We start from the raw sequence: 25745 nt of genomic DNA, 5'->3' as shown, positions 1-25745 counted from the left end.
CGGCATAAGCTCGCGTCCTTCCTGACGGAGTAGGGGTCGACCAACCGTCAAGATTGAAGCTCTTATTGTCGAACGCCGTGGCAAGACTACTCCGCCGCTTCCAGCTTTGCGATGCGGCGGCTCTGCTCGGCCTGCTCGTTATAATCGCGCTGCCAGTCCGAAGGCCCGTTGGAGGCGCCGACCTGCACCGCGGTCACCTTGTACTCCGGGCAGTTGGTCGCCCAGTCCGAGAAGTCGGTGGTGATGACGTTGGCCTGCGTGTCGGGATGGTGGAACGTTGTGTAGACCACACCTGGCGACACCCGGTCGGTGATCAGCGCACGCAGCGTCGTCTCACCCGAACGGCTGGTCAGCCGCACCCAGTCGCCATCGCGCAGGCCGCGGTTCTCGGCATCGTGCGGATGGATCTCCAGCCGGTCCTCCGAGTGCCACATGACGTTTTCGGTGCGCCTTGTCTGTGCACCGACATTGTACTGGCTGAGGATGCGACCGGTGGTCAGCAGCAACGGGAAACGCGGCCCGGTCCGCTCGTCGGTCGCCACATATTCTGTGCGGATGAACTTGCCCTTGCCGCGCACGAAGCCGTCGATATGCATGATCGGCGTGCCGAGCGGCGCCTTCTCGTTGCAGGGCCATTGCACCGATCCGACACGGTCGAGCAGATCGAAAGAGACGCCGGCGAAGCTTGGCGTCGTTTTGGCGATCTCGTCCATGATTTCGGAGGGATGCTGGTAGTTCCAATCCAGCCCGATCGCGCGGGCAAGCTCCTGTGTCGCTTCCCAGTCGGCATAGCGCGCCTTCGGCTCCAGCACCTTGCGCACCATGTTGATGCGGCGCTCGGCATTGGTGAAGGTGCCGTCCTTTTCCAGGAAGGTCGAGCCCGGCAGGAAGACATGCGCGTAGTTAGCTGTCTCGTTGAGGAACAGGTCGTGCACGACGACGCATTCCATCGCCGCCAGGCCGGCCGCGACATGCTTGGTATCAGGGTCGGATTGCAGGATGTCCTCGCCCTGGATGTAGATGCCCTTGAAGGATCCGTCGACGGCGGCATCCAGCATGTTGGGGATGCGCAGGCCCGGTTCGTCGTCGAGCTTCACCCCCCACAACGTCTCATAGATGTCGCGCACCGCCTCGCCGGAGATGTGGCGGTAGCCCGGCAGTTCATGCGGGAACGAGCCCATGTCGCAGGAACCCTGCACGTTGTTCTGGCCGCGCAGCGGATTCACCCCGACGCCCGGGCGGCCGATATTGCCGGTCGCCATGGCAAGGTTGGCGATAGCCATAACCGTGGTCGAACCCTGGCTGTGTTCGGTCACGCCGAGGCCGTAATAAATCGCGCCATTGCCGCCCTTGGCATAGAGCCGTGCAGCACCTCGGATCAGTTCGGGATCGACGCCGGACAGCTTGCCCACGATTTCGGGGCTGTTTTCCGGCAAGGCGACGAAAGAAGCCCAATCCTGGAACTCCGCCCAGTCGCAGCGATCGCGGATGAAGGCTTCGTCGAAAAGCCCTTCGGTAACGATGACATGCGCCAGCGCCGTCAGCACCGCCACGTTGGTGCCGGGCTTCAGCGGCAGGTGATAGTCGGCCTCGATATGCGCCGACTTGACCATTTCGGTGCGGCGCGGATCGAGCACGATCAGCTTGGCGCCCTGGCGCAGCCGCTTTTTCAGCCGCGAGGCGAACACCGGGTGCGCGGAAGCCGGATTGGCGCCGATGATGACGGCGACATCGGTGAAATCGACGGAATCGAAATCCTGCGTGCCGGCCGAGGTGCCATAGGTCTGGCCGAGGCCGTAGCCGGTCGGCGAGTGGCAGACGCGCGCGCAAGTGTCGACATTGTTGTTGCGGAAGCCTTGGCGCACCAGCTTCTGGACGAGATAGGTCTCTTCATTCGTGCAGCGCGAGGACGTGATACCGCCGATCGAGGTGCGGCCGTATTGATACTGGATACGGCGGAATTCCTTGGCCGTATGGGCGATGGCCTCTTCCCAACTCACCTCGCGCCAGGGATCGCTGACCTTTTCCCGGATCATAGGCGACAGGATGCGGTCCTTGTGGGTGGCATAGCCATAGGCGAAACGGCCCTTCACGCAGGAGTGGCCGTGGTTCGCCTTGCCGTCCTTGTAGGGCATCATGCGAATGACTTCGTCGTCCTTCACTTCGGCCTTGAACGAGCAGCCGACGCCGCAATAGGCGCAGGTGGTGACAGCGGAACGCTCGGGCATGCCTTTCTCAAGCACGGTCTTTTCACGCAGCGCATCGGTCGGACAGGCCTGCACGCAGGCGCCGCAGGACACGCATTCGGAGGCGATGAAATCCTCGTGCATGCCGGCGACCATGCGCGATTCGAAACCGCGGCCCTCGATCGTCAGCGCGAAGGTGCCCTGCACCTCCTCGCAGGCCCGCACGCAGCGCGAGCAGACGATACATTGCGCCGGATCATAGGTGAAATAGGGGTTGGACTCGTCGCGGGCGATGTAGTCGACCGCCAGCGAGCCATGGCCGGGCGCGACGCCGTTTTCCTGCTTGACGTGGTTGCGGCCCTCAATGCCGAAGCGGTTCTCGGTCAGGCCGACCGATTTCGCCACAACGTCGAACTCGCTGGCGCCGGTGCCGGCCTTCTCGTTCCAGCCGGTCGGGTGGTCGGAGACGTAAAGCTCCATGACACCGCGGCGGATGGCGTCGAGCCGCTCGGATTGCGTGCGCACCACCATGCCTTCGCCGACGGGCGTCGTGCAGGATGCCGGCGTGCCGCCGCGCCCGTCGATCTCGACCAGGCAGACGCGGCAGGAGCCGAACGAGTCCAGCATGTCGGTAGCGCAGAGTTTTGGGATCTCGACCCCGCCTTCCATCGCCGCGCGCATGATCGACGTACCCTCCGGCACGCTGATGCTGCGGCCGTCGACGATCAGCGTAACCTGCTTTTGCGCCTTCGATTCCGGGGTTCCGTAATCGAGTTCTTCGATGAGTGTCGGGAAGTCGGCCTTGATATTCATCTGCCAGCTCCTATTCAGCAGCCACGCGCGCCGGCGCGGGCTTGAAATCTTCGGGGAAATGGGTGATCGAGCTCATCACCGGATAGGGCGTGAAGCCGCCCAGCGCGCAGAGCGATCCGAACTTCATCGTGTTGCAGAGATCGGTGACCAGTGCCAGGTTCTTCTCCGGCTCGATGCCGGCGGCAAGCCGGTCGATGGTCTCCACCCCGCGTATCGAGCCGATGCGGCAGGGCGTGCACTTGCCGCAGCTTTCGATGGCGCAGAACTCCATGGCAAAGCGCGCCTGCTTCAGCATGTCGGCCGTGTCGTCGAACACGGTGATGCCGGCATGGCCGATCAGTCCGTCGCGCTTCGCGAACTCTTCGTAGTCGAACGGCGTGTCGAACAGGCCGCGCGGGAAATAGGCGCCGAGCGGGCCGCCGACCTGCACCGCCTTCACCGGGCGACCAGTGGCCGTACCGCCGCCGATATCGTCGACGATCTCGCCCAGCGTCATGCCGAACGCCGCCTCGAACAGGCCGCCGAACTTGACGTTGCCGGCGATCTGTATCGGGATCGTGCCGCGCGAGCGGCCCATGCCGAAATCCTTGTAGAAGGCAGCACCCTTGTCCATGATGATGGGCACGGAGGCCAGGCTGATGACGTTGTTGATCACCGTCGGCTTGCCGAACAGACCCTGGATTGCCGGCAGCGGTGGCTTGGCTCGCACCACGCCGCGCTTGCCTTCAAGGCTGTTCAGCAGCGAAGTTTCCTCGCCGCAGACATAGGCGCCGGCGCCGACGCGGATTTCCATGTCGAAGGCGTTGGGCGAACCCAGCACGCTGACGCCGAGCACGCCTGCCTTGCGGGCGACCTCGACAGCCTTGTTCATGACAGCCACCGCATGCGGATATTCCGAGCGGATATAGACGAACCCCTTGGTCGCGCCGGTGGCGATGCCGGCAATCGTCATGCCTTCGATGAGCACGAAGGGGTCGCCCTCCATAATCACGCGGTCGGCAAAGGTGGCGCTGTCGCCCTCGTCGGCATTGCAGACGATGTATTTGCGGTCAGATGTCGTATCGAGCACCGTCTTCCACTTGATGCCGGTCGGGAAGCCGGCGCCGCCTCGGCCGCGCAAGCCCGATTCCGTGACCTGTTTGACGATGTCGAGCGGCGCCATGGCCACCGCGTTCTGCAGGCCCTTGAGCCCGCCCAGTGACTTGTAGGCATCGAGCGATAGCGGGTCGTTGATGCCGCAACGCGCAAAGGTCAGGCGCGTCTGCTTGGCCAGGAACGGGATTTTGTCGGGCGCGCCCAGCCAGCGCTTGTGATGCCCGCCGGTGAGAAAGCCGCTGTCGAACAGGCTCTTGACGTCCGATGGCTTGACCGGCCCGTAAGCGACGCGGCCCTTTTCGGTCGCGACCTCGACCATCGGTTCGAGGAAATAGGCGCCGCGCGAGCCGTTGCGGACGATCTTGGCCTCGACACCCCGTTCGGCCAGTTCCGCACGAACAGCCTTGGCGACTTTTTCGGCGCCGAGCGCCAGCGCGCCGGAGTCACCTGGAATGTAGATGCGCGGGATCATGAGCGTACCTCCGCGACGATCTCTTCGATCTTCTCGTCATCGAGCCGCCCGATCACCTCACCATCCAGCATCGCCGACGGTGAACAGGCGCACAGCCCGAGGCAATAGACAGGCTCAAGCGTAACCGATCCGTCGCGGGTGGTCTCATGGAAATCGATGCCGAGCAACTGCTTGACCTTTGCGGCGATCGCATCCGAACCCATCGACTGGCAGGCTTCCGCCTGGCAAAGCTTGAGCACATGCCGGCCAGCCGGCCGGGCACGGAAATCATGATAGAAGGTCACGACGCCATGCACTTCGGCCCTCGACAGGTTCAGCCCATCGGCGATGACGGGCACGGCGTCCTGCGGCACGTGGCCAAATTCTTCCTGGATCTCGTGCAGGATCGGCAGCAGGGGGCCTTCGAGGCCCTTCAACTCCTGGATGATCGCCGCCGTGCGCGACTGTATCTCGGTACTTGCAGGCTGCATCGTCACGCAGCGCCCTCCCTATCGTAGCGATCGATGCATATAATCGTCCAAAAGCATGAAGCAGTTTTGGAACAACGACATGCCTACGCCGCTTAATCGCTAAGTGCTTAAGAAATCAGAGAAAACCTCTGAAATCAATAAAGCGGTTTCGTTGCACGATAGAAAATTTCTATCGCGCTGATTGACCAGTTATGACTAGCTCAGCGATTGGCGCGGAAATCGTCTGCCAGCGCCATCGCCTCGTCCAGCAGCGCCTGCACCAGCGGCGTGTGCGGTTCGCGCGGCGCGGCGACCAGCCCGACAGTGTGGCTGGCATCCGGTTCGACGATCGGAATGGCCCGGATCGGTTCGGAAAAACCGAATGTTTCCGCCAGGTTGAGCGGCATGATCGACGACCATTTGCCTGTCCGTATGTGGGAGAACAGCACGATCATCGAGTTGGATTCCAGTGTCGGCCGCACCTGCACGCCGGCCTCGGCCAGATGCTGGTCGATGATGCGGCGGTTCTGCATGTCCGGCGTCAACAAGCAGAGCGGCAGCTGGCTGATTTCGGCCCATGTCACTTTGTCGCGATCCGAATAGGGATTTCCGACCGCCGTGATCAGCTGGTAGCGCTCGTCATAGAGCGGCACGCTCGTCACCCGTCCGAGAGGCTCGTTGTCGAGATAGGTGATGCCGGCATCGACGTCGAAATTGCCGAGCAGCGACAACACCTCGATCGAGGTGCGCGACAGGATAGAGAAGGTGACGCCCGGGTGCTTCTCGCGAAATGGCGTCGTCAGCCGCGCCACCATGGCGAGGGCGGTTGGGATGGCGGCAATACGGATACGCCCGGACAGGCCATGTCGCGCCGCCCGCATCTCTTCGCGCATGGTCCTGGAGTCGCCGACGATGCGACGCGCCCACACCAGCACCTGCTTGCCTTCCGGCGTCAGCCCCTGAAAGCGCGAACCGCGATTGACCAGCATGACGCCGAGCTGGCCCTCCAGCTGCTTGATCCCGGCCGACAAGGTCGGCTGCGTGACGCCGCACGCTTCCGCCGCCCGGCCGAAATGCTCCTCCTTGGCCAGCGCGATGAAGAATTCGAGCTTGTCGATCATACCATCCGTCCATTCGTTGCGCGCAAGGTCGGAGAAATTGCCTTTCGCCGCAAGCTCTACCCGCAATTGGCCATGCATCCACATCTTTGGGCCGGCTGGCTGTTTCCCCCGGCCGAACACGGCGCTATGTGGTTGGATGGAATACGAGGAGATCGGACATGCTGGGCTGGTTCCGCAAGCTTTTGCCGCGCGAAGATCGCTTCTTCGACCTCTTTGAACGGCATTCCCGCACCGTGGTCGGCGGCGCCGAGGCGCTGGAGCAGCTCCTGCAGGGCAAGGACATCGATCGTTGGTGCCAGAAGATCATCGATCTCGAGGACGAGGCCGATCATATCACGGCCGAAGTGCTGCTGGCGGTGCGGCGTTCCTTCATCACGCCCTTCGATCGCGGCGACATCAAGGACCTGATCCAGTCGATGGATGACGCCATCGACATGATGCACAAGACCGTCAAGACGGTGAAGCTGTTCGAAAAGAAGGAATTCGACCCGCTGATGCAGGAGATGGGTGGCGTCATCGTTGCCGCCTCCAGGCTGGTTGCCGAAGCGATCCCGCTGCTCAGCAAGGTCGGCACGCACACGGTACGCCTCAACGCCATCGCCGAAGAGGTGATGCGCGTCGAAAGCCGCGCCGACGATCTGCATGAGCAGGGATTGAAGGACCTGTTCAAGCGGCATGGCCGCAGCGATCCGATGGCCTACCTGATCGGCTCGGAGATCTACGGCCAGCTGGAGAAGGTGGTCGACCGCTTTGAGGACGTCGCCAACGAGATCAGCGGCATCGTCATCGAGAACGTTTAGGCAATGGAAGCCACCATCGCCTTTCCCGTGCTGATCGGCCTTGTCGCCGTCGCGCTGTTTTTCGATTTTCTCAACGGCCTGCACGATGCGGCGAACTCCATCGCCACCATCGTCTCCACCCGCGTGCTGAGACCGCAATATGCGGTCCTGTGGGCGGCTTTCTTCAATTTCATCGCCTTCATGTTCTTCGGCCTTCACGTGGCTGAAACCGTGGGAAAAGGTATCGTCGACGTCAGCATCGTCACGCCGGCGGTGATCTTCTCGGCGCTCGTCGGCGCCATCGTCTGGAACATCGTCACCTGGATTGCCGGCATCCCGTCCAGCAGTTCGCATGCCCTGATCGGCGGGCTCGTCGGCGCCGGCGTTGCAAAGGCTGGGCCCGGCGCCATCGTCTGGACCGGGCTTGGCAAGACGGTCGCCGCAATCGTCGTGTCGCCGGCGACAGGGTTTGTTCTGGCGCTGGTCCTGATCCTGGCCGTTTCCTGGCTGTTCGTGCGCCAGACACCGTTCGCCGTCGACAGCACCTTCCGCGTCATGCAGTTCTTTTCGGCCTCGCTTTATTCGCTAGGGCACGGCGGCAACGACGCCCAGAAAACCATGGGCATCATCGCCGTGCTGCTCTATTCGCAAGGTATGCTCGGCGGGACGTTCTACGTGCCGCTGTGGGTCGTCCTCACCTGTCAGACAGCACTGGCGCTCGGCACTTTGTTCGGCGGCTGGCGCATCGTCCACACAATGGGCTCGAAGATCACCCGGTTGAACCCGATGCAGGGCTTCTGCGCCGAGACCGGCGGCGCCATCACCCTGTTTGCCGCCACCTGGCTTGGCGTCCCCGTGTCGACCACCCATACGATCACCGGGGCCATCATCGGTGTCGGCGCCGCCCGCCGCGTCTCGGCCGTGCGCTGGGGCATTGCCGGCAACATCGTCATCGCCTGGATCGTCACCTTGCCGGCCACGGCTGCAATTTCGGCGCTCACCTACCTTGCGGTTGGCCTGGCAAGGTGAGGCGGACACCGTGGTGCTTGGAGTCGCTGCCAATCTGCACTATCTGAGCCGCAGCCAAACGCCTTAGGGAATAATGCATGTCCGTCACCAAGGAAATCGTCACCGAGCGTCTAAAGACGGTCAACGGGCCGGACTTCACCGGCAACATCGTCGACCTCGGCATGGTTTCGGAGATTTTCATCGCCGATTCGAAAGTGTTTTTCTCGATCACCGTTCCCGCCGCCCGCGCACAGGAGATGGAGCCGCTGCGCGCTGCAGCCGAGCGTGTCGTCAAGGCGATCCCTGGTGTCGCCGGCGCCGTCGTCGCGCTGACGGCGGAGAAGAAGGGCGGCGGCATGGAGGCTCCGGTTGCGTCGCGCCCCGCGCCCAGGCCGGCACCGACCGCGCCCGCCGCGCCCCGCCCAGCTCCACACTCCCCAGCCCCGCACGCCCCGGCCTCGCAAAGCTCGGGCAAGCGCGGCGTGCCCGGCATCGAGGCGATCATCGCGGTGGCGTCCGGCAAGGGCGGCGTCGGCAAGTCGACCACCGCTGTCAACATCGCGCTTGGCCTCGCCGCCAACGGTTTGCGTGTCGGCGTGCTCGATGCCGATATTTATGGCCCGTCCATGCCCAGGCTGCTCAACATCCATGGCCGGCCGCAGACCGTCGACGGCAAGATCCTGAAACCGATGGAGAATTATGGCCTTAAGGTGATGTCGATGGGCTTCCTCGTCGACGAGGAGACGCCGATGATCTGGCGCGGTCCGATGGTGATGTCGGCGCTGACGCAGATGCTGCGCGAGGTCGAATGGGGCCGCCTCGACGTGCTCGTCGTCGACATGCCGCCCGGCACCGGCGACGCCCAGCTGACCATGGCCCAGCAGGTGCCGCTGGCCGGCGCCGTCATCGTCTCGACGCCGCAGGACCTGGCGCTGATCGACGCCCGCAAAGGATTGAATATGTTCAAGAAGGTCGACGTGCCGCTGCTCGGCATCGTGGAGAACATGAGCTATTTCATAGCCCCCGATACCGGCAAGCGCTACGACATCTTTGGCCATGGCGGGGCGCGGCGCGAGGCCGAGCGACTCGGCGTGACCTTCCTCGGCGAAGTGCCGCTGGAAATGGGCATTCGCGAAAGTTCTGATGAAGGTGCTCCGGTGGTGGCGTCGAAGCCAGACAGCGCCGAGGCGAAGATCTATCGCGGCATTGCTTCGAAGGTCTGGGACCGGGTCAACGAAGAACGCGGCGCGGCCGAAGCGGCGGTGCCGAACATCGTGTTCGAGTAGCTCGGATATCCCTTCCCCTTGAGGGGAGGGTGGCCCGAAGGGCCGGGTGGGGTCCGCGGTGACACGCTCGACGCTATTTCTTTACAAGTCGAGGCAGCTCAACTCACGTTGAGGCAGTTGAGGCGACCCCACCCGCCTCGCTTCACGAGGCACCCTCCCCTAAAGGGGGAGGGGAGCCCACCTTCTCGCCAAAGCTTGAAAAGAACTGCAAGGCCAGCTTCTTCGAAGTCGATTCGATCAGCCGGCTGCCGAGTTGGGCGATCTTGCCGCCGACTTCGGCCTTGGCCGCGTATTTGAGGACCGTCGCATCCGGCCCGTCCGCCGTCAGCGTCACGTCGGCGCCACCCTTCGCGAAGCCGGCAATACCGCCCTTGCCCTCGCCCTGGATGGTGTAGGAGTGCGGCGGCTTCAGGTTCTTCAACGTCACCTCGCCGTTGAATGTCGCCTTGATCGGTCCGATCTTCAACACCACCGTCGCCGCCATTTCGGTCGGCGATTTCATCTCCAGGTGCTGGCAGCCGGGAATGGTCGCCTGCAAAACCTTCGGATCGTTCAGCGCGTCCCACACTTTCTGCAGGGGGGCGGCAATGCGTTCCTCGCCTTCGATCACCAAAGCCATCGACACCTCCCGGACAGACTTCGAAGGCCTAACGCACGGTCTGGTCTGTGTCTATCGCACCAAAGTCCGGTTGCGACGGTGCGCCCTCTTGCCTGCTTCCGCGCGTTGCCATATCGATTTGTCTTACAAATACGGAGACCATGATGGCAGGCGCCCCCACCGGAAAGAAGAAATTTCGCTCGCAGGAGTGGTTCGACAATCCCGACAATCCAGGCATGACCGCGCTCTACCTCGAGCGCTACCTGAACTACGGCCTGACGCGGGCCGAGTTGATGTCGGGCAAGCCGCTGATCGGCATCGCCCAGACCGGCTCGGATCTGTCGCCGTGCAACCGCCACCATATCGAACTGGCCAAGCGCGTGCGCGAAGGCATCGTCTCGATGGGCGGCATCCCCTTCGAATTCCCGTGCCATCCGATCCAGGAGACCGGCAAGCGCCCGACCGCGGCACTCGACCGCAACCTTGCCTATCTCGGCCTGGTCGAAGTGCTTTACGGCTATCCGCTCGACGGCGTCGTGCTGACCATCGGCTGCGACAAAACCACGCCGGCGCTGCTGATGGCGGCGGCCACCGTCAATATTCCGGCCATAGCACTTTCGGTCGGACCGATGCTCAATGGCTGGCACAAGGGCAAGCGCACGGGATCGGGCACCATCGTCTGGGAATCGCGCCAGCGCCTCTCGGCCGGCGAGATCGACTATGACGAGTTCATGGACATCGTCGCCTCATCGGCGCCGTCGACCGGCTATTGCAACACCATGGGCACCGCCACCACGATGAACTCGCTGGCCGAGGCGCTCGGCATGCAATTGCCGGGCTCGGCTGCCATTCCGGCACCCTACCGCGAGCGCGGCCAGATCTCCTATGAGACGGGCAAGCGCATCGTCGAGATGGTGCATGAGGATCTGAAGCCATCCGACATCATGACGCGCAAGGCGTTCGAGAACGCCATTGTCGTCAATTCGGCGATTGGCGGCTCGACCAACGCGCCGATCCACCTCAACGCGATTGCCCGCCATCTCGGCGTGCCGCTCACCAATGACGACTGGCAGACGGTCGGCCTCCATGTGCCGCTCATCGTCAATCTGCAGCCATCGGGCGAATATCTCGGCGAAGACTATCACCATGCCGGCGGCGTGCCGGCTGTGGTGGCCGAGTTGATGAAGGCCAAGCTGCTGCCTTATCCCGAAGCGATGACCGTCAATGGCAAGACTATCGGTGACAATTGCAAGGGTGTCGCCAACGAGAACACCGACGTCATCCGCACCGTCGCCGAGCCGCTGAAGGCCAATGCCGGCTTCATCAATCTCAGCGGCAATCTGTTCGATTCCGCAATCATGAAGATGAGCGGCATCTCGCCGGAATTCCGCGAGCGCTATCTCTCCAACCCGAACGACCCGGAAGCCTTCGAAGGCAACGCCATGGTCTTTGACGGTCCGGAGGACTACCACGCCCGCATCGACGATCCGGCGCAAGGCATCGACGAGCACACCATCCTGTTCATGCGCGGGGCCGGCCCGATCGGCTATCCCGGCGGCGCCGAGGTGGTCAACATGCAGCCGCCCGCTTATCTCATCAAGAAGGGCATTCACGCGCTGGCCTGCATCGGCGATGGCCGCCAGTCGGGCACATCGGGCTCGCCCTCTATCCTCAACGCTTCGCCGGAAGCCGCCATTGGCGGCGGCCTGGCGCTGCTCAAGACCGGCGACCGTGTGCGCATCGATTTACGGAAAGGCACTGCCAACATCCTCGTCACCGACGAGGAAATCACGCGCCGCCGTGCCGAACTGCAGGTCGATGGCGGCTATCATTATCCCAAGCATCAGACGCCATGGCAGGAGATCCAGCGCTCCATGGTCGACCAGTTCTCGGAGGGCATGGTGCTGAAGCCGGCGGTGAAATACCAGGACGTCGCCCATACCAGCGGCGTGCCGAGGGACAACCACTGAGCACCCGCTTGATATGAAAATGCCGGCCTGATCGGGCCGGCATGAAAGCCTTGGCGTAAGCTTGTTTGGATGGCGGCCTCAGGGTGGAGGCGGGCCGGACGAAGCGGCGATGGCTGTGATGCCGGAGAGTCGTCCTGCCTTGCGGATGACTGGTGTGTGATACTGTTTCTTCATAGGACCCGTTGCCCGTTTAGATCACTGCTCGCACGCCAACTGATCCCACCTGTCAGTATGACATTGCAGTCCTCGTCAGTTTCGGGTTTTTTGACACGAAATCAAGAGGGGTCCAGAGAGTCGTCCATGATGATGGTTTTCCGCCACGGGCGTATCCTTGCCGCCTAGCCCGATCGACATTGCCCCGGTCGACATTGCTATTGTCGGCGCGGGCATGGCCGGTCTCTTCCTGGCGTGGCGCTTGTCCCAAAGTGAAAAGCCCGCAAGGATCGCTGTTTTCGAATCCGCCGGTCGCGTCGGCGGTCGGGCCTCCACGGTCTCATTTCCCGGAGAGCCGAACTTCGGCATCGATCTCGGCGCGATGATGCTGATGCCGCAACATCGGCTACTCAAAAAACTCATGGCGACGCTGGATGTAAAGCTGTCGGGTATGGACGTCGTCACCGGCGCCAACCGGCTCCATCTGCGCGGTAGGAGCCTGCCCTACGCCGCTATATCGCGCTTTGCGCCGCGCCGCCTGTTTGCCTATGACGTGACGCGTCGGCTGCAGGAAAAAGGCCCGTCCCGCCTGCTGCGAAAGGCGGCAGCACTGATCCTGCCGGGTTCGGAGGCCTTCGGCAGCGCCGAATGGAACGGCGCCGCAGGCTTCGTTTATGGCGGCCGCAAGCTGGCGGATTGGGCGACTTGGGATGTGCTGGCGACGGTCTTGACCCCGGAGGAAATGGCTTTTGCCGAGGACGCGGTGGGCTATTCGTTGCTCCTGCGTGGACCCAACGCCGCCGAGACGTTCAGGCTTGCGCTCGGCGAGCTGAGCGGCGGCCGCTCCTATTGTTCCCCCGATGGCGGGTTCCAGCCGGTTGCGGAGCGAATGGCCGGGCGGATCGCTGTCAGCGGCGGCGCCGTCCATCTCGATCACACCGTGACCGCCATCGCCCGCTCGGCGCAAGGGATGGTCTTGTCTGTCGAGGGGCTGGGCGGGACGGTCGAGGCGCGCAAGGTCGTGCTGGCGTTACCGGTCCGCCCCCTGCGGACCCTGCTGGAAAAGTCCGGCATCGAGCAGCCCAGCGATCTGCCGGCACCGGAACCCTGGCCGATGCTCACGCTGGCCGCCTGCTATGCCAGCCCGTGGTGGGCTCGAAACGGCATCGCGGCCGGCCACAGCGTGACCGATCTGCCGGCTCGCCAGATATGGCAGTTCACAAAAGCGGACGCGCGCGACGCGACGATTCGTCGGAGCGTCGCCATGGCCTATTGCGATGGCAAGCACATGGTATTCTGGCGCTCACTGCTGCCTGAGCTCGCTCGGCGCCACGGCTTTGCGGTTTTGGCCGAGGGACATTCCGCGCTGGAGGCCTTTCACGGCCAGATGGTCGAAGTCCATGGCAAACACGGCGCCATCTCGAAACCCATCGGCGGGTTTGCGCAGGATTGGGGTGCGCCGGCCTATGGCGGCGCGTCGCATGTCTGGGACCGTGGCATAGATATCTCCGGTATAAAACTGGCGAGCCATACGCTCGCTCCGGGCATTCATGTCTGTGGCGAAGCGTGGTCCAACAATCACGGCTGGATCGAGGGCGCGCTGGAAAGTGCGGAAGACCTGTTGCAGCGGGAATTCGGGCTCGACGCCTGGTTTGCCTGAGACTCCGGAAAGGCGATGAAAAACGATCCTACATTCCCATATGAGTGGTCGGCTATCGGACGGAAAGTATCAACGTGACTAAACGGCGCTCTTCCCTCGGTTTCCTCGGCATGTTCGGCCGCTCGGGTGACTTGCGGGAACTGGACAACGCGCTGCGCGGCGCCGACCTTCACCCGGCACTGGTGCCAGAGGGAGTAAAGCTCACCATCGTCAATCTGATGAAGGATCACTGGCCGGACGAGCCCCCGCCAGAGGCTTATCGGTCCGTGGCGCAGCTGTTTGGTTATTGCATCGCAGGCCCACAAACCTTTGAGCAGGCCAATGGGCCGGAGCGGCGGCTGGACGCTGAGCGCCGCATCGAGGCAGCGCTTGAAACCGGCGACAGCCTGGATGCCCAGATCGTGCTGATGGCGCTGCATGGCAAGCTGATCAGCGCCGAAGTCGTCGAGCGCTTTGGGCTAAGTGCGGACTGACCTTCGTAAGGTGAAGCTTACCCGCCCATGCCGCTGCGTGGCAGCTTGATCATCTCGCCGAAGCGGGCGCGCAATTTGTCGTCTAGCAGCTTCGGCACATGGCGCGGGAAGCGCTCGGCAAGCACGCGCTTCTTTTCGATGATCGCCCGCTGCAAGATGTCGGGCCGGCCCTTCTCGTTCCATTCCTTGGGCGAAAAGCGGTCGCCGACGGCCGGATAAAAATACTCGGTCTGCATCAGGCGCAGCGTCTGCTCGTTGCCGAGATAGTGGCCTGGGCCATTCATGCAGACTTCGGTGATGGTGTCGATCGACAGCGCTTCGTCGGTCACTTCGATGCCCCGCACGCAGCGCAGGCAGTGGCCCAGCATGTCATTGTCTATGATCAGGCTCTCCAGGCAAAAGCCGAGCAGCGAGGCGTGCATGCCCGCCGATTCATAGACCAGATTGAGGCCGGCAAGACCGGCCATCACGTCGGTGATCCCCTTTTCATAGCCGGACTGGATGTCGGGCAGTTTCGAATCCGTCATGCCGGCGGCCGAGCCGCCCGGCAGGTCGTAGAACTGCGCCATCTGCGCGCAGGCCGAAGTCAGTACTGCCTGCTCGGCCGAGCCGCCCGACATGGCGCCGGTCCTCAGGTCGGAGACGAACGGCCAGGTGCCGAAGATCGCCGGATGCCCGGGCTTGATGGCGTTGACGTAGATGAGGCCGACCAGCACTTCGGCCACCGCTTGCACCACAGCGCCGGCAATCGCCGCGGGAGCGGTGGCGCCGGCCTGGCCGGCCGATAGAAGCAGGATCGGGATGCCGCCGTCGACACAGGCTTCGAGCACGCCGCAGGCGTCCTCGGCAAACTTCATCGGCGGCACGACGAAGCAATTGGAGTTTGACACGAACGGCCGGGCGCGAAAGTTCTCCTCGCCGCCGGCGATCGCATAAAGCATTTCCAGCGCCGGCTGCACGTTCTCGCGCACCGTGAACGAGGTGCCGACATGCTTCGACGTGCCCATCACGCAGGCGTAGAGCGTGTTGAAGTCCATTTCGAGCGGATCGGGAATGTCGCGCGGCACCATCGGCCGCTGGAAGAAATGGATGTTGTCGAGCCCTTCGACGAGGCGAGCGGCATCATAAATGTCCTGCACCAGCGACTCGCGGTATTCGCGCTTTTCGACATCGACCAGATGCACCGCCGCACCCGCCGTGCCGTAATGCACGCGCTTGCCCTGGATCAGCATGTCATGCCTGGGGTCCTGGCCGTGCAGCGTAAAATTTCGCGCGGCTCGTCTGATCGTGTCCATCACAAGCCCGCGTGGGAAACGGACGCGGCCGTCATCGCCGTAAACGGCGCCGACCCCGGTCAGCGCCTCGACGCAGGAGGGAATGGCATTGGCGAAGCCGACGGTCTCCAGCAGCGTCAGCACCGCTTCATGGATGCGCTCCTGGTCGTTCCGGTTGAGCGGGCCGTAACTGCCGCCTTCAAGCCCGGCACGTACCGGCCTGATGTCGTCGGCCAAAGGTGCTGCCCGCATGGCGCGGCGCGCTTCGCGCCCGCCGGATCGTCGCGAACGCTGGTCGGCTGATGTATCTTTAGGAGCCGCATCCTTAAGAGCCGCATCCTGCTGCTCAACAGCCACTGACATGGGGGGCACTCCACCTTTAGCTTGCGAAACACGACGCGGTGATTGGTCCACCGTCGGCCTGCTTCGTCCCTCTGTCAGCCGACTATGCCGTTGCCATTGGCCCAGCCTATGGGCCAGTCAACGCAGCCGAGTATGCCAGAGAGCTAATGCAGAATGTTGGTGATCATGCCAAGGGCCGGGCTGTTCAAAGCCCCGGCACAGGCAAATCAGGCTGCAGCGGGCCTGCGTCCGGCTGCGGTCGCGAGCTCGCGAATACCCGGCTCGATGTGCTGCAGTGCGATCGAGGAAATGCCCAAGCGCATGAAACGCGACGGCTTTTCGGTGCGATCGAAGAAGCGATCGCCCGGCTCGATGATGACGCTGCGCGAGGCCGCGGCCTCGGCCAGTCCACGTGAATCGGTGCCGCGCGGGCCTTCCAGCCAGAGCGATGTGCCGCCGGCCGAATCGGTCGAGCGCCATTCCGGCAGGAATGCGGAAATCGCATGGACCAGACGCTTGCGCCGCTCGTCGAAGGCCGACGACAGCCGCCGCACCAGGGCTTCGTGATGGCCGAGCGACAGGAACAGCGCGACCGCGCGCTGGTTGTTGGCCGGCGGGTGCCTGAGCATGAAGCGACGCAGCGCCCTGAGCTCGGAGATTAGTCCAGCCGAAGCGACGATGTAGCCAAGCCGCAGGCCCGGAGCCAGCGTCTTCGACATCGAGCCGACATAGACGACGCGACCCGAGCGATCGAGGCTCTTCAGCGCCTGCTGCGGCGCCTCGTCGAGAAGCTGGCTGTCATAGCCGTCCTCGATGATGATCTGGTTGTGGCGGTTGGCGCGCGCCAGAAGGTCCTGCCGCCGCTCCGCCGACAGCGGCACCATGGTCGGGCAGTGGTGGCTGGGGGTGACGAAGACAAAGCCGGAATCGTTGGGAATGGACGAGGTGACGATGCCGGACTGATCGACCGGAACCGGCTGGATTTCGGCGCCTGCCAAGCGGAAGATCGAGCGCGCGTCGGGGTATCCCGGGTCTTCCATCGCGACCTTGGAGCCCTTTGTCATCAGCAGTGTCGCCAGCATATAGAGCGCGTTCTGGGCGCCCAGCGTGACGATGATCTCGTCCGGATTGGCGAAGATGCCGCGCCGCGGCAACAGCCGCGCCTGGATCTGCTCGATCAAGAGCGGATCGTCACGATCGACCATGTCGGAGGCCCAGTTGCGGATTTCGAGCACGGCCAGCGCCATGCGGTTGCACTCACGCCATTCGGCTGTCGGGAACAGCGCCGGGTCGAACTGGCCGTAGACGAAGGGGTAGGAGGACTTGATCCAGTTGTCGTGCTTGGCCGGTGGCGGCATGTCGCTGGCGGCGATCTGCCGGCGTGCCTTCCAGTCGATCTCGTTCTGCTGGTCGGGCGCCTTCTGGTGCGGCTTGGCGGGGGTGGCCAGCACATCCGGATTGACGAAATGGCCGCGCCGTTCGCGCGCCACCAGGAAACCTTGGTCGACCAATTGCTGGAACGCCAGCACCACAGTGCCGCGCGCGACGCCGAGTTTTTCAGCCAGGATGCGGCAGGACGGAAGCGGCATCGAAGCGGCGATCTGCCGGTCGAGAATGGCGGCGACGATCGCCTGACGGATCTGCGCCTGCAGGGTCTGGCCCGATTCCGCCGAAATCCGGAACAGGCCGGACCATATGGCCGTGTCGTTACGCTGTGGCATGGAAGGTGTTCCTCGATGGCCAGTCTTTTTTGCTTGGCTGGACCAGCGGAAGGTAACCGTGGCACAAGGGGTTGCGCCAATCAATTTTTCTGATCGCTGGGATTTATGCCAGTGATCTATGCGCGACGCGCAGCGTCGTCGCATCCCCGGGTGACGCTTGCGTCATCCCGCAGCGCGGACGCCCGCGCGATGCGAAGCGTCGTCGCGCCTCATTATCCCCAGCGCGACGCGCAGCGTCGTCGCTACTCCCATCAAATCATCCAGCGCGGCGCGCAGCGTCATAGCTCCATCACATCGCACTATGCTGCACTGCGTCATCCCCACGCATTGAAACATGCGGAATTCGGCTCAATAAGATCAGCGCGACGACACGCGCCGGAAACATCCGGTCTGATAAGATGTCGTGAAAAACGATCAGGAGCCGAAAGTGGATCATTCCTCCTTCGACAAACAGCTTGTCGCCTTGCGTGCTGCGCGCGCGGCGGCATCGGGTACGATGCGCGAGGCTTTTGCCGCCGACCCCAAGCGCTTCGAGACGTTCTCGGCCAGCGACGGCGACCTTTTGCTCGACTGGTCGAAATGCGCGGTCGACCAGGGCACGATGGAACTGCTCGAGAAGCTCGCCGCCGCCGCCGATCTCGAAGGTCGCCGCGCCGCAATGTTTTCCGGCAAGAAAATCAACATCACCGAAGACCGCGCCGTGCTGCACACGGCGCTGCGCAACCTCTCGGGCAAGGGCGTCACCGTCGATGGCCAGGACGTCAAGGCGGATGTGCTGTCCGTGCTCGACGCCATGGGCGCTTTCGCCGACGCCATTCGCTCCGGCAAGGCCGCCGGCGCCACCGGCAAGAAAATCACCGACATTGTCAACATCGGCATTGGCGGCTCCGATCTCGGCCCGGCCATGGCGACGCTGGCGCTGGCGCCCTATCACGACGGCCCGCGCGCGCACTACGTCTCCAACATCGACGGCGCCCATATCCACGACACGCTGAAGGGCCTGTCGGCCGAAACCACCCTGTTCATCATCGCCTCGAAGACCTTCACCACGGTCGAGACGATGACCAATGCCGAGACGGCGCGCGAATGGGTGCAGAAGGCGCTCGGCAAGGAAGCTGTCGGCAAGCATTTCGCCGCCGTCTCGACCGCGCTCGACCTGGTTTCCAAGTTCGGCATCGAAGCGGATCGCGTGTTCGGCTTCTGGGACTGGGTCGGCGGCCGCTATTCGCTGTGGGGCGCCATCGGCCTGCCGGTGATGATCGCCATCGGCCCGCGCAACTTCCGCGCCTTCCTCGATGGCGCGCATGAGATGGACGAGCACTTCCGCACCGCACCCCTGCAGAAGAACCTGCCGGCGCTGCTGGGGCTGGTCGGCTGGTGGCATCGCGTGATCTGCGGTTATCCGGCGCGTGCGGTCATCCCTTATGACCAGCGCCTTTCCAGGCTGCCGGCCTATCTGCAGCAGCTCGACATGGAATCGAACGGCAAGGGCGTCACCCTCGACGGCACGCCGGTGACGACGCCGACCGGACCGCTGGTCTGGGGCGAGCCCGGCACCAATGGCCAGCACGCCTTCTTCCAGCTGCTGCACCAGGGCACCGATTCCATCCCGGTCGAGTTCCTTGCCGCTGCCGTCGGCCATGAGCCGGATCTGAAGCACCAGCACGATCTACTGCTTGCCAATTGCCTGGCCCAATCGGAAGCGTTGATGAAGGGCCGCACGCTGGACGAGGCTCGCGCGCAGATGCTGGCCAAGGGCATGAAGCCGGCCGATGTCGACAGAATAGCCCCGCACCGCGTCTTCTCCGGCAACCGCCCCTCGGTGACGATCCTCTACCGCAAGCTCGACCCGCGCACCTTCGGCCGGCTGATCGCGCTTTACGAGCACCGCGTCTTCGTCGAAGGCACTCTGTTCAACATCAATTCCTTCGACCAATGGGGCGTCGAGCTCGGCAAGGAGCTGGCGACCGGCCTGTTGCCAGTCGTGGAAGGCAAGGAGAGCGCCGCCAAGCGCGACGCATCGACGGCCGGGCTGGTGGCGCGCATCCAGCAACTGCGGGGGGCGCAATGAAAAATCCGGCCGACATCAAGGGCATATTGTTCGACAAGGACGGCACGCTTGTCGATTTCAACGCGACCTGGCTCGGCATCGCCGATTTCATGGCCATGGATGCTGCCGAGGGCGATCGCTGGAAAGCCGACAGGCTGCTTTCAGCGGCGGGCTTCGATTTTGTCGCCAAGCGTTTCAAGCCGGATTCCATCTTCGCCTCGGGCACCAACATGGATGTCGTCGAACTATGGTTCCCGCGCCTGTCCGACGAGGACCAGATGCTGGCCGTCGCCCGTTTCAACGAGATCACCTCGGTGCAAGGCTCATCGATGGCGGTGGCCTTGCCCGGCATCGTCGCGGCGCTGACGGCTCTGCACAAGCGATCCTACCGGCTCGGCGTCGCCACCAATGATTCGACTGCCGGTGCCGAAAAGACCATGGTCACGCTCGGCGTCGCGCAGCTGTTCACCGCCGCCTATGGCTATGACGCGGTCGCCAATCCGAAACCGGCGCCGGACACGATCGTCGCCTTTTGCGACCTGACCGGGTTGAAGGCGTCCGAGATCGCCATGGTCGGCGACAACCGCCACGACCTGGAGATGGCGCGTGCCGGCGGCTGCGGCCTGGCGGTCGGCGTGCTCTCCGGCACCGGCACGCGTGAATCGCTGTCCTCGATCGCCGATGTCGTTCTCGATTCTGTTGCCGACCTGCCGGACTTTCTGTCGGCGCGGGTCAAGGAGGCGATCTGACGGGGGAAGTTAGGGCAAGGCGAAAGTCAGCTGGGCTTTCCCGCCAATGGCCGAGATTGGTGGAAAGCGGAACGGCCGATTTCGGATTGGTTAAAGAAGAAGCAGTCTTCAGTAGCTCAACGCTTTCCCGGTTCCCCTAGCGGCGGCGTCCGCGCTCCGAATGCTTGTCGAAGGTTTCTTTGAATTCACGGTATTGGTGATAGAGCTTCGCAACGTATTTCTCATGGTGGCGCAGCAGGTAGAGCACAAAGAGACAGAACGCGACCGAGCCCGCCCAGAGCAAAATGCCAGTCGAATAGCACCAAAAGGCCTCGCATGTCCTCCAGCTAGTGAACCTGCCTTTCCATCGGCCGGTTGTGACAAGCAATATGAGCCGCCAGCTGGAGAAGGCGAGAACCACCAGAACCACGGCGTAGGAGATGATCTTCGCTCTCTTGGTCATCCGACTGCCCCCTCTATAGTATGGCCCCGAAAGCAATTGCCAAGGCCGGGCTCCGGTTCATGACATAGCCCGGGCCGAAGACGGCGGCGAGGGCGTCGGGATCGACACAGCGCACACTGGTACAGGAACCACCTCGCGAAACCGTAAAGATCGCAGTCGGAATCCGAGTTATCAGCGGCGGCGTGCGGCCTCCGGCCATGAACGGCAGAGATGGGGGCGAACTCACTCATTTCGACTGATCTGTTTTTGATCCTGGCGCTAGCTAGCAGTCTTCCTGCTCGAACGAAAACACCCCGCTCGGCCTGGTCACAGCACCCCTCACGTCGCCGAAATCCAGCACCTGATATTCGGCCAGCAACCGCAGCCGGGCTAGCGGCAGGTCGGCGCGGCGGGGATCGCCGACCAGCACCTCGATGCCGGCTGCCAGGCAGCGGTCGAGGAACGGAATAACCCGTATCGCAACCTCGCGGCCGTAGAACACGTCGCCGGCAAGCACGAGGTCGACGGCCGGCGGCGGGCCTGTGGTGATGTCCTTGTCGACAATGGTGATCTCGACGCCGTTGGCCGCGGCATTGATGCCGATCGCGGCGACGCCGTTGCGATCGATCTCGGCCGCGATCACCGCGCTGGCGCCGGCCTTGGCGGCGGCGATGCCGACGAGGCCGGAGCCGGCGCCGAGATCGAGCACGCGTCGGCCGGCTACGCTTTGCGGATGGTCGAGTATATAGCGCGCAAGCACCGCCCCGCCGGCCCATGGATAGGCCCAGTAGGGCGGCGGTGGCTGAGGCGCGTCGTCGACTGGCTCAACCGCATCGTCGTCCGCGCCTTGGTGCGGGTCGACAAGCCGCCTCAGGCCGCTGCCGGGATGAGCCGTGTAGAGTTGGATTTCAGGAAGTGCTGGAACAGGCGCAAGGCGCATGTTCGCCTTGATGAACGTCGCCGCGTCGGGACGCGGATTGTCGTCTACACTTTCGCCGCGACTAGGCTCGTCGTTCAAATCTATTCCCGCAGCGCCCGGCGCAAAATCTTGCCCACCGGAGTCTTCGGCAGTTCGGTCCTGAACTCGATGTATTTCGGCCGCTTGTAGCCGGTCAGGTTTTCGCGGCAATAGGCGGTGATTGCCTCAGCGGTCAGCGCCGGATCTTTCTTGACGATGAACAGCTTCGGCACCTCGCCCGAATGCTCGTCCGGCACGCCGATCGCCGCCACTTCGAGCACGCCCGGATGCTGGGCGACGACTTCCTCGAGTTCGTTCGGATAGACGTTGAAGCCGGAGACCAGGATCATGTCCTTCTTGCGGTCGACGATCTTGGTGTAGCCGCGCTCGTCCATGAAGCCCATGTCGCCGGATTTGAAAAACCCGTCCTTGGTCATCACCTTGGCGGTCTCGTCCGGCCGGTTCCAGTAACCGGCCATCACTTGCGGTCCGCGGATGCAGATCTCGCCGACTTCGCCCAGCGGCAGGTTGTTGCCGTCATCGTCGCGGATGACGATCTCGGTCGACGGCAGCGGCAGGCCGATCGTGCCGGTGAAATTGCTGTCGCTGAACTTGTTGGCGGTGGCCACCGGCGAGGTCTCCGACAGCCCGTAGCCCTCGGTGATCGAATTGCCGGTCAGCGCCTTCCAGCGCTCGGCAACCCCCTTCTGTACCGCCATGCCACCACCCAGCGTCATGATCAGCGGCTTGAAGTCGAGCTTGCGGAAATCCTCGTTGTTAAGCAGCGCGTTGAACAGCGTGTTGAGGCCGGGGAAAATGTGCATCGGGTATTTCTGCAGCTCCTTGACGAAGCCGGGAATGTCGCGCGGGTTGGGAACGAGCACGTTCTGGGCGCCCTGCTGCATGCCCATCAGCGCGTTCACCGTCAGCGCGAAGATATGGTAGAGCGGCAGCGCGCAGATGAAGTTGAGATGCGCCGGTTTCGGCTTGATCGCATAGGCGTCCTGCAGCCACAGCGTGTTCTGCGCGACATTGGACAGCACATTGGAGTGCAGCAGCACAGCACCTTTGGAAATCCCCGTGGTTCCGCCGGTATATTGCAGGAAGGCGATGTCGCCGGCCTCCATCTTGGCCGGCTTGAAGGCGATGCCGGCGCCGGCTTTCACCGCCGCATTGAACTTGACATGGCCGGGCAGCGACCAGGCCGGCACCATCTTCTTCACCCGGCGCACGACGAGGTTGACGATCGTGCCCTTGAGGGCGCCGAGCATGTCGCCCATCGCCGCGACCACCACATGCTTGACCGCCGTCCTGGCAATCACCGCGTCCAGGGTGCTGGCGAAATTCTCCAGAATGACGATCGCCTGCGCGCCGGAATCCTTGAGCTGATGTTCGAGCTCGCGCGGCGTGTAGAGCGGATTGATGTTCACCACGACATAGCCGGCGCGAAGCACGGCCATCATCGCCACCGGATATTGCAGCACATTCGGCATCATCAGCGCCACGCGTGCGCCTTTCTGCAGGCCCTTCGATTGCAGATAAGCGCCGAAGGCGGCCGATTGCCGCTCGAGTTCGGCATAGGAGATCGACTTGCCCATGCAGACGTATGCCGGCTGGCCGGAAAACTGCTTACAGGCGCCGACGAGGAAGTCGCCGATCGAACTGTAGGGCAGGGCGCCGATCTCCGCCGGCACTACTTTCGAATAGCTTTTTAGCCATGGCTTTTCCGGCAAGCCCGCGGCAAGCGCCGTCAGCGTATTCGGCAGTTTTTTGGCCGCGCCCGGCGACGGCTTCGAGGCGGGCTTCGCCGCGGCTGTCTTGGCGGCTGGCGGCTGGGCGGGCTTTGCAGCGGGTGCTGTCTTCGCCGCGCGCTTGACCACAGGTTTCGCTGCCGGCTTGGCGCTTGCCTTCGCCGGCGTCGAGGTTGCCGTTGGCTTGACAGCGGGAGTGGCTTTGGCCGGTGGCGCTTTCGACTTGGCGGCAGCGGCGGCCGGTTTTGAAGCTTTCGCCGCTTTTGCTTTCGCCGGGGCCGTTGTCTTTGTTGCTTTCGCCACCTCTAGCCTCCCTCGGTCGTTCTGTTGCCTGCTCCTGCTGCGCCGCCTCGATGTGGTGAGGCGTCCTCCGCTGCAGCGATGTCGCGGATTCCCGGAAAATCCAGCGTGTCATCTATCTATTGCGACTATCGGCGGCCGTGCAAGTCTTGCCCCAGCGGCAGGACGGCAAAGATTTGCCGCCGAAATCCTTCCCGCGATGCCAGCTCAGGCAATGCCGTCCTGTCATCTCGGTGGCGAAACCCAGGCTTGTGGATTTTTGGCTTACGGTTGCTGCGATCAATGAAAAAATGCGGTCGTTAACAATCCCGTGATTAGCAGATTTTGCTATTTGTTTCTGCAGTTCGTCAAAGACCGAGAAATATTTTCTGCTTACGGTGGGGTAGGCAAACAGGGTGTTCCAAAGCCGGAAAAACGGTGCTTATATGCGCGCTTCGCGAGCCTATAGAGGGGCTTGGAAGAACATCAGGGAGTGCTCAATGAAAAAGAAACTGACTTTTGCAGCCGCGTTGCTGGCTGCAAGCGTCCTCGGCGGTGTGGCCAATGCCAAGACGCTGGTCTATTGCTCGGAGGCCTCGCCGGCCAACTTCGACCCGGGTACCACGACGGGCGGCAACGACTTCGACGCCTCGTCGCGCACCGTCTATTCGCGCCTGGTCGAGTTCAAGCATGGCGGCACCGAAGTTGTGCCCGGTCTCGCCGACAAATGGGAGATTTCGGACGACGGCCTGGTCTATACTTTCCACCTGCATCCGGGCGTGAAGTTCCAGACGACGGATTTCTTCAAGCCGACGCGTGATTTCAATGCCGACGACGTCGTCTTTTCGTTCGATCGCCAGTTCAACAAGGAAAACCCCTGGAACGGCGAGAAGTACCTGCCGAACCTGACCTGGGACTACTACACCGGCATGGACATGCCGAAATACGTCGCCAAGTGGGAAAAGGTCGATGACCTGACCGTGAAGCTGACGCTGACCGAGCCGAACGCGCCGATGCTGGCCAATCTCGGCATGGACTTCGCCTCGATCGTGTCGAAGGAATATGCCGACCAGCTGGAAAAAGACGGCAAGATGGCCGACTTCTCGACCAAGCCGGTCGGTACAGGTCCGTTCCAGTTCGTCGACTACCAGCTGGATTCGGTCATCCGCTATGCGGCCAACCCGGACTACTTCAAGGGCAAGGAAAAGATCGACGATCTCGTCTTCGCGATCACGCCTGACGCCACCGCCCGCATCCAGAAGGTGCTCGCCGGCGAATGCGATATCGCGCCCTATCCGAATCCTGCCGACATCGGCACGATCAAGGCCAACGCCGACGTGACCCTGATGGATCAGGCTGGCCTCAACATCGGCTATATGAGCTACAACACCACCATCCCGCCGCTCGACAAGCCTGAAGTGCGCCATGCGCTCAACCAGGCGATCGATCGGGAATCGCTCATCAAGTCGCTGTTCCAGGACGCCGGCGCCACGCCGGCCGTAAACCTGATCCCGCCGACCATGTGGTCGTGGAACAAGGACGTGAAGTCCGACGCCTATGATCCGGAAGCCGCCAAGAAGGTGCTGGCCGATGCCGGATTGAAGGAGATCCAGCTTTGGGCCTCCGACCGCGTCCGTCCCTACAACCCGAACTTCCAGCGCGCCGCCGAACTGATCCAGGCTGACTGGGCCAAGGTCGGCGTCAAGGCGGAGATCGTCAGCTACGAGTGGACGAAGTACCGCGAAGAAGGCAAGAAGAAGGAACGCCCGGGCGCCTTCCAGATCGGCTGGACCGGTGACAATGGCGATCCGGACAATTTCTTCGCCACGCTGTTCGCCTGCTCGGCCATCGGCGTGTCGAACTACTCCAGCTGGTGCGACAAGGACTTCGAGGATCTGATCCAGAAGGCCAAGAAGACCAGCGACCAGGCCGAACGCACCAAGCTCTATGAAGAGGCGCAGGTTGTCTTCCAGAAGCAGGCTCCGGCCTTCCTCATGGCACACAGCCAAGTCTACGCAGTCGTGCGCAAGAATGTCAGCGGCTTCATGATGGACCCGCTCGGCATTCATCGCTTCGACGGCGTCGACAAGGCCGAATAGAACTGTTAGGCGGGCGGCGCGCAATCAGGCGCCGCCCG

General features: G+C 63.1%; 19 protein-coding genes. 9 read left to right on the top strand and 10 right to left on the bottom strand.

Annotation, left to right across the window (positions count from 1 at the left end; all coding sequences use genetic code 11):
- Positions 1–86: 86 nt before the first annotated feature.
- The 4 genes from fdhF to NKI32_RS10595 form a co-directional block, all read right to left on the bottom strand.
- Complete coding sequence (gene fdhF / locus NKI32_RS10610) at positions 87–2999, bottom strand: formate dehydrogenase subunit alpha (RefSeq protein WP_023673425.1); 2913 nt, start codon at positions 2997–2999, stop codon at positions 87–89.
- Positions 3000–3009: 10 nt separating this feature from the next.
- The gene (locus tag NKI32_RS10605; protein WP_353002580.1) at positions 3010–4566 is read right to left on the bottom strand and encodes a formate dehydrogenase beta subunit; all 1557 of its coding nucleotides are present in this window, start codon (positions 4564–4566) and stop codon (positions 3010–3012) included.
- The gene (locus NKI32_RS10600; protein ID WP_023738147.1) at positions 4563–5042 is read right to left on the bottom strand and encodes a formate dehydrogenase subunit gamma; all 480 of its coding nucleotides are present in this window, start codon (positions 5040–5042) and stop codon (positions 4563–4565) included. The genes NKI32_RS10605 and NKI32_RS10600 overlap by 4 nt, the downstream gene beginning before the upstream one ends.
- 194 nt (positions 5043–5236) lie before the next feature.
- Positions 5237–6136: a LysR family transcriptional regulator gene (locus tag NKI32_RS10595; RefSeq protein WP_023688790.1), complete on the bottom strand. Its 900-nt coding sequence runs from the start codon at positions 6134–6136 to the stop codon at positions 5237–5239.
- 158 nt (positions 6137–6294) lie between these two features.
- Here NKI32_RS10595 and NKI32_RS10590 point away from each other — a divergent pair, with 158 nt between their 5' ends.
- The 3 genes from NKI32_RS10590 to NKI32_RS10580 all read left to right on the top strand — a co-directional run bounded on the left by NKI32_RS10590 (position 6295) and on the right by NKI32_RS10580 (position 9209).
- Positions 6295–6936 (top strand): DUF47 domain-containing protein, encoded by a 642-nt coding sequence (locus tag NKI32_RS10590; RefSeq protein ID WP_023673429.1) that lies wholly within the window; start codon positions 6295–6297, stop codon positions 6934–6936.
- Positions 6937–6939: 3 nt separating this feature from the next.
- On the top strand, positions 6940–7944 hold the full coding sequence (locus tag NKI32_RS10585; RefSeq protein WP_023688789.1) for an inorganic phosphate transporter: 1005 nt from the start codon (positions 6940–6942) through the stop codon (positions 7942–7944).
- A gap of 77 nt (positions 7945–8021) precedes the next feature.
- Entirely contained in the window at positions 8022–9209 is a 1188-nt protein-coding gene (locus NKI32_RS10580; protein WP_352630353.1) for an Mrp/NBP35 family ATP-binding protein, read from the top strand.
- A 142-nt stretch (positions 9210–9351) separates the two neighbouring features.
- Here the strand turns inward: NKI32_RS10580 and NKI32_RS10575 are convergent, their stop codons facing one another.
- Positions 9352–9828 (bottom strand): SRPBCC family protein, encoded by a 477-nt coding sequence (locus tag NKI32_RS10575; RefSeq protein WP_023682064.1) that lies wholly within the window; start codon positions 9826–9828, stop codon positions 9352–9354.
- Between the two features lie 143 nt (positions 9829–9971).
- On the opposite strand from NKI32_RS10575, the gene NKI32_RS10570 reads away from it, so the two are divergent.
- From NKI32_RS10570 to NKI32_RS10560, 3 genes are all read left to right on the top strand, one after another.
- On the top strand, positions 9972–11777 hold the full coding sequence (locus NKI32_RS10570) for an IlvD/Edd family dehydratase (protein ID WP_023806313.1): 1806 nt from the start codon (positions 9972–9974) through the stop codon (positions 11775–11777).
- A 331-nt stretch (positions 11778–12108) separates the two neighbouring features.
- A complete protein-coding gene (locus tag NKI32_RS10565; RefSeq protein WP_353002579.1) occupies positions 12109–13590 on the top strand; it encodes a flavin monoamine oxidase family protein in 1482 nt (493 codons plus the stop codon).
- Between the two features lie 110 nt (positions 13591–13700).
- Positions 13701–14063: a hypothetical protein gene (locus tag NKI32_RS10560; RefSeq protein ID WP_081726128.1), complete on the top strand. Its 363-nt coding sequence runs from the start codon at positions 13701–13703 to the stop codon at positions 14061–14063.
- 17 nt (positions 14064–14080) lie between these two features.
- Here the strand turns inward: NKI32_RS10560 and NKI32_RS10555 are convergent, their stop codons facing one another.
- Positions 14081–15700, bottom strand: a complete 1620-nt coding sequence (locus NKI32_RS10555) for a trimethylamine methyltransferase family protein (protein WP_023745244.1) — start codon at positions 15698–15700, stop codon at positions 14081–14083.
- Positions 15701–15906: 206 nt separating this feature from the next.
- On the bottom strand, positions 15907–17400 hold the full coding sequence (gene pdxR / locus NKI32_RS10550; protein WP_023669484.1) for a MocR-like pyridoxine biosynthesis transcription factor PdxR: 1494 nt from the start codon (positions 17398–17400) through the stop codon (positions 15907–15909).
- Between the two features lie 427 nt (positions 17401–17827).
- Here pdxR and pgi point away from each other — a divergent pair, with 427 nt between their 5' ends.
- Complete coding sequence (pgi, locus tag NKI32_RS10545; protein ID WP_023688784.1) at positions 17828–19471, top strand: glucose-6-phosphate isomerase; 1644 nt, start codon at positions 17828–17830, stop codon at positions 19469–19471.
- A complete protein-coding gene (locus NKI32_RS10540; protein WP_353002578.1) occupies positions 19468–20199 on the top strand; it encodes an HAD family hydrolase in 732 nt (243 codons plus the stop codon). The genes pgi and NKI32_RS10540 overlap by 4 nt, the downstream gene beginning before the upstream one ends.
- A gap of 136 nt (positions 20200–20335) precedes the next feature.
- Here NKI32_RS10540 and NKI32_RS10535 read toward each other — a convergent pair whose 3' ends face one another.
- From NKI32_RS10535 to NKI32_RS10525, 3 genes are all read right to left on the bottom strand, one after another.
- Positions 20336–20641 (bottom strand): hypothetical protein, encoded by a 306-nt coding sequence (locus tag NKI32_RS10535; RefSeq protein ID WP_023669488.1) that lies wholly within the window; start codon positions 20639–20641, stop codon positions 20336–20338.
- A gap of 262 nt (positions 20642–20903) precedes the next feature.
- On the bottom strand, positions 20904–21560 hold the full coding sequence (locus NKI32_RS10530; RefSeq protein ID WP_353002659.1) for a class I SAM-dependent methyltransferase: 657 nt from the start codon (positions 21558–21560) through the stop codon (positions 20904–20906).
- Between the two features lie 80 nt (positions 21561–21640).
- Positions 21641–23632 carry a long-chain fatty acid--CoA ligase gene (locus NKI32_RS10525; protein ID WP_353002577.1) on the bottom strand — a complete coding sequence of 664 codons (1992 nt, stop codon included), beginning with the start codon at positions 23630–23632 and terminating at the stop codon, positions 21641–21643.
- 476 nt (positions 23633–24108) lie between these two features.
- On the opposite strand from NKI32_RS10525, the gene NKI32_RS10520 reads away from it, so the two are divergent.
- Entirely contained in the window at positions 24109–25707 is a 1599-nt protein-coding gene (locus tag NKI32_RS10520) for an ABC transporter substrate-binding protein (RefSeq protein WP_023669491.1), read from the top strand.
- Positions 25708–25745: the final 38 nt, after the last annotated feature.

The sequence above is a fragment of the Mesorhizobium sp. M0761 genome (assembly GCF_040320205.1).
Taxonomy (GTDB): Bacteria; Pseudomonadota; Alphaproteobacteria; order Rhizobiales; family Rhizobiaceae; genus Mesorhizobium.
This window is presented reverse-complemented; position numbering and strand designations above follow the sequence as displayed.

Excerpts from the sequence above, each read along its gene's own strand:
- fdhF (WP_023673425.1), bottom strand. The coding sequence starts at position 2,999 with ATGAATATCAAGGCCGACTTCCCGACACTCATCGAAGAACTCGATTAC.
- NKI32_RS10605 (WP_353002580.1), bottom strand. The coding sequence starts at position 4,566 with ATGATCCCGCGCATCTACATTCCAGGTGACTCCGGCGCGCTGGCGCTC.
- NKI32_RS10595 (WP_023688790.1), bottom strand. The coding sequence starts at position 6,136 with ATGATCGACAAGCTCGAATTCTTCATCGCGCTGGCCAAGGAGGAGCAT.
- NKI32_RS10590 (WP_023673429.1), top strand. The coding sequence starts at position 6,295 with ATGCTGGGCTGGTTCCGCAAGCTTTTGCCGCGCGAAGATCGCTTCTTC.
- NKI32_RS10585 (WP_023688789.1), top strand. The coding sequence starts at position 6,940 with ATGGAAGCCACCATCGCCTTTCCCGTGCTGATCGGCCTTGTCGCCGTC.
- NKI32_RS10580 (WP_352630353.1), top strand. The coding sequence starts at position 8,022 with ATGTCCGTCACCAAGGAAATCGTCACCGAGCGTCTAAAGACGGTCAAC.
- NKI32_RS10575 (WP_023682064.1), bottom strand. The coding sequence starts at position 9,828 with ATGGCTTTGGTGATCGAAGGCGAGGAACGCATTGCCGCCCCCCTGCAG.
- NKI32_RS10570 (WP_023806313.1), top strand. The coding sequence starts at position 9,972 with ATGGCAGGCGCCCCCACCGGAAAGAAGAAATTTCGCTCGCAGGAGTGG.
- NKI32_RS10560 (WP_081726128.1), top strand. The coding sequence starts at position 13,701 with ATGTTCGGCCGCTCGGGTGACTTGCGGGAACTGGACAACGCGCTGCGC.
- NKI32_RS10555 (WP_023745244.1), bottom strand. The coding sequence starts at position 15,700 with ATGTCAGTGGCTGTTGAGCAGCAGGATGCGGCTCTTAAGGATGCGGCT.
- pdxR (WP_023669484.1), bottom strand. The coding sequence starts at position 17,400 with ATGCCACAGCGTAACGACACGGCCATATGGTCCGGCCTGTTCCGGATT.
- NKI32_RS10540 (WP_353002578.1), top strand. The coding sequence starts at position 19,468 with ATGAAAAATCCGGCCGACATCAAGGGCATATTGTTCGACAAGGACGGC.
- NKI32_RS10535 (WP_023669488.1), bottom strand. The coding sequence starts at position 20,641 with ATGACCAAGAGAGCGAAGATCATCTCCTACGCCGTGGTTCTGGTGGTT.
- NKI32_RS10530 (WP_353002659.1), bottom strand. The coding sequence starts at position 21,560 with ATGCGCCTTGCGCCTGTTCCAGCACTTCCTGAAATCCAACTCTACACG.
- NKI32_RS10520 (WP_023669491.1), top strand. The coding sequence starts at position 24,109 with ATGAAAAAGAAACTGACTTTTGCAGCCGCGTTGCTGGCTGCAAGCGTC.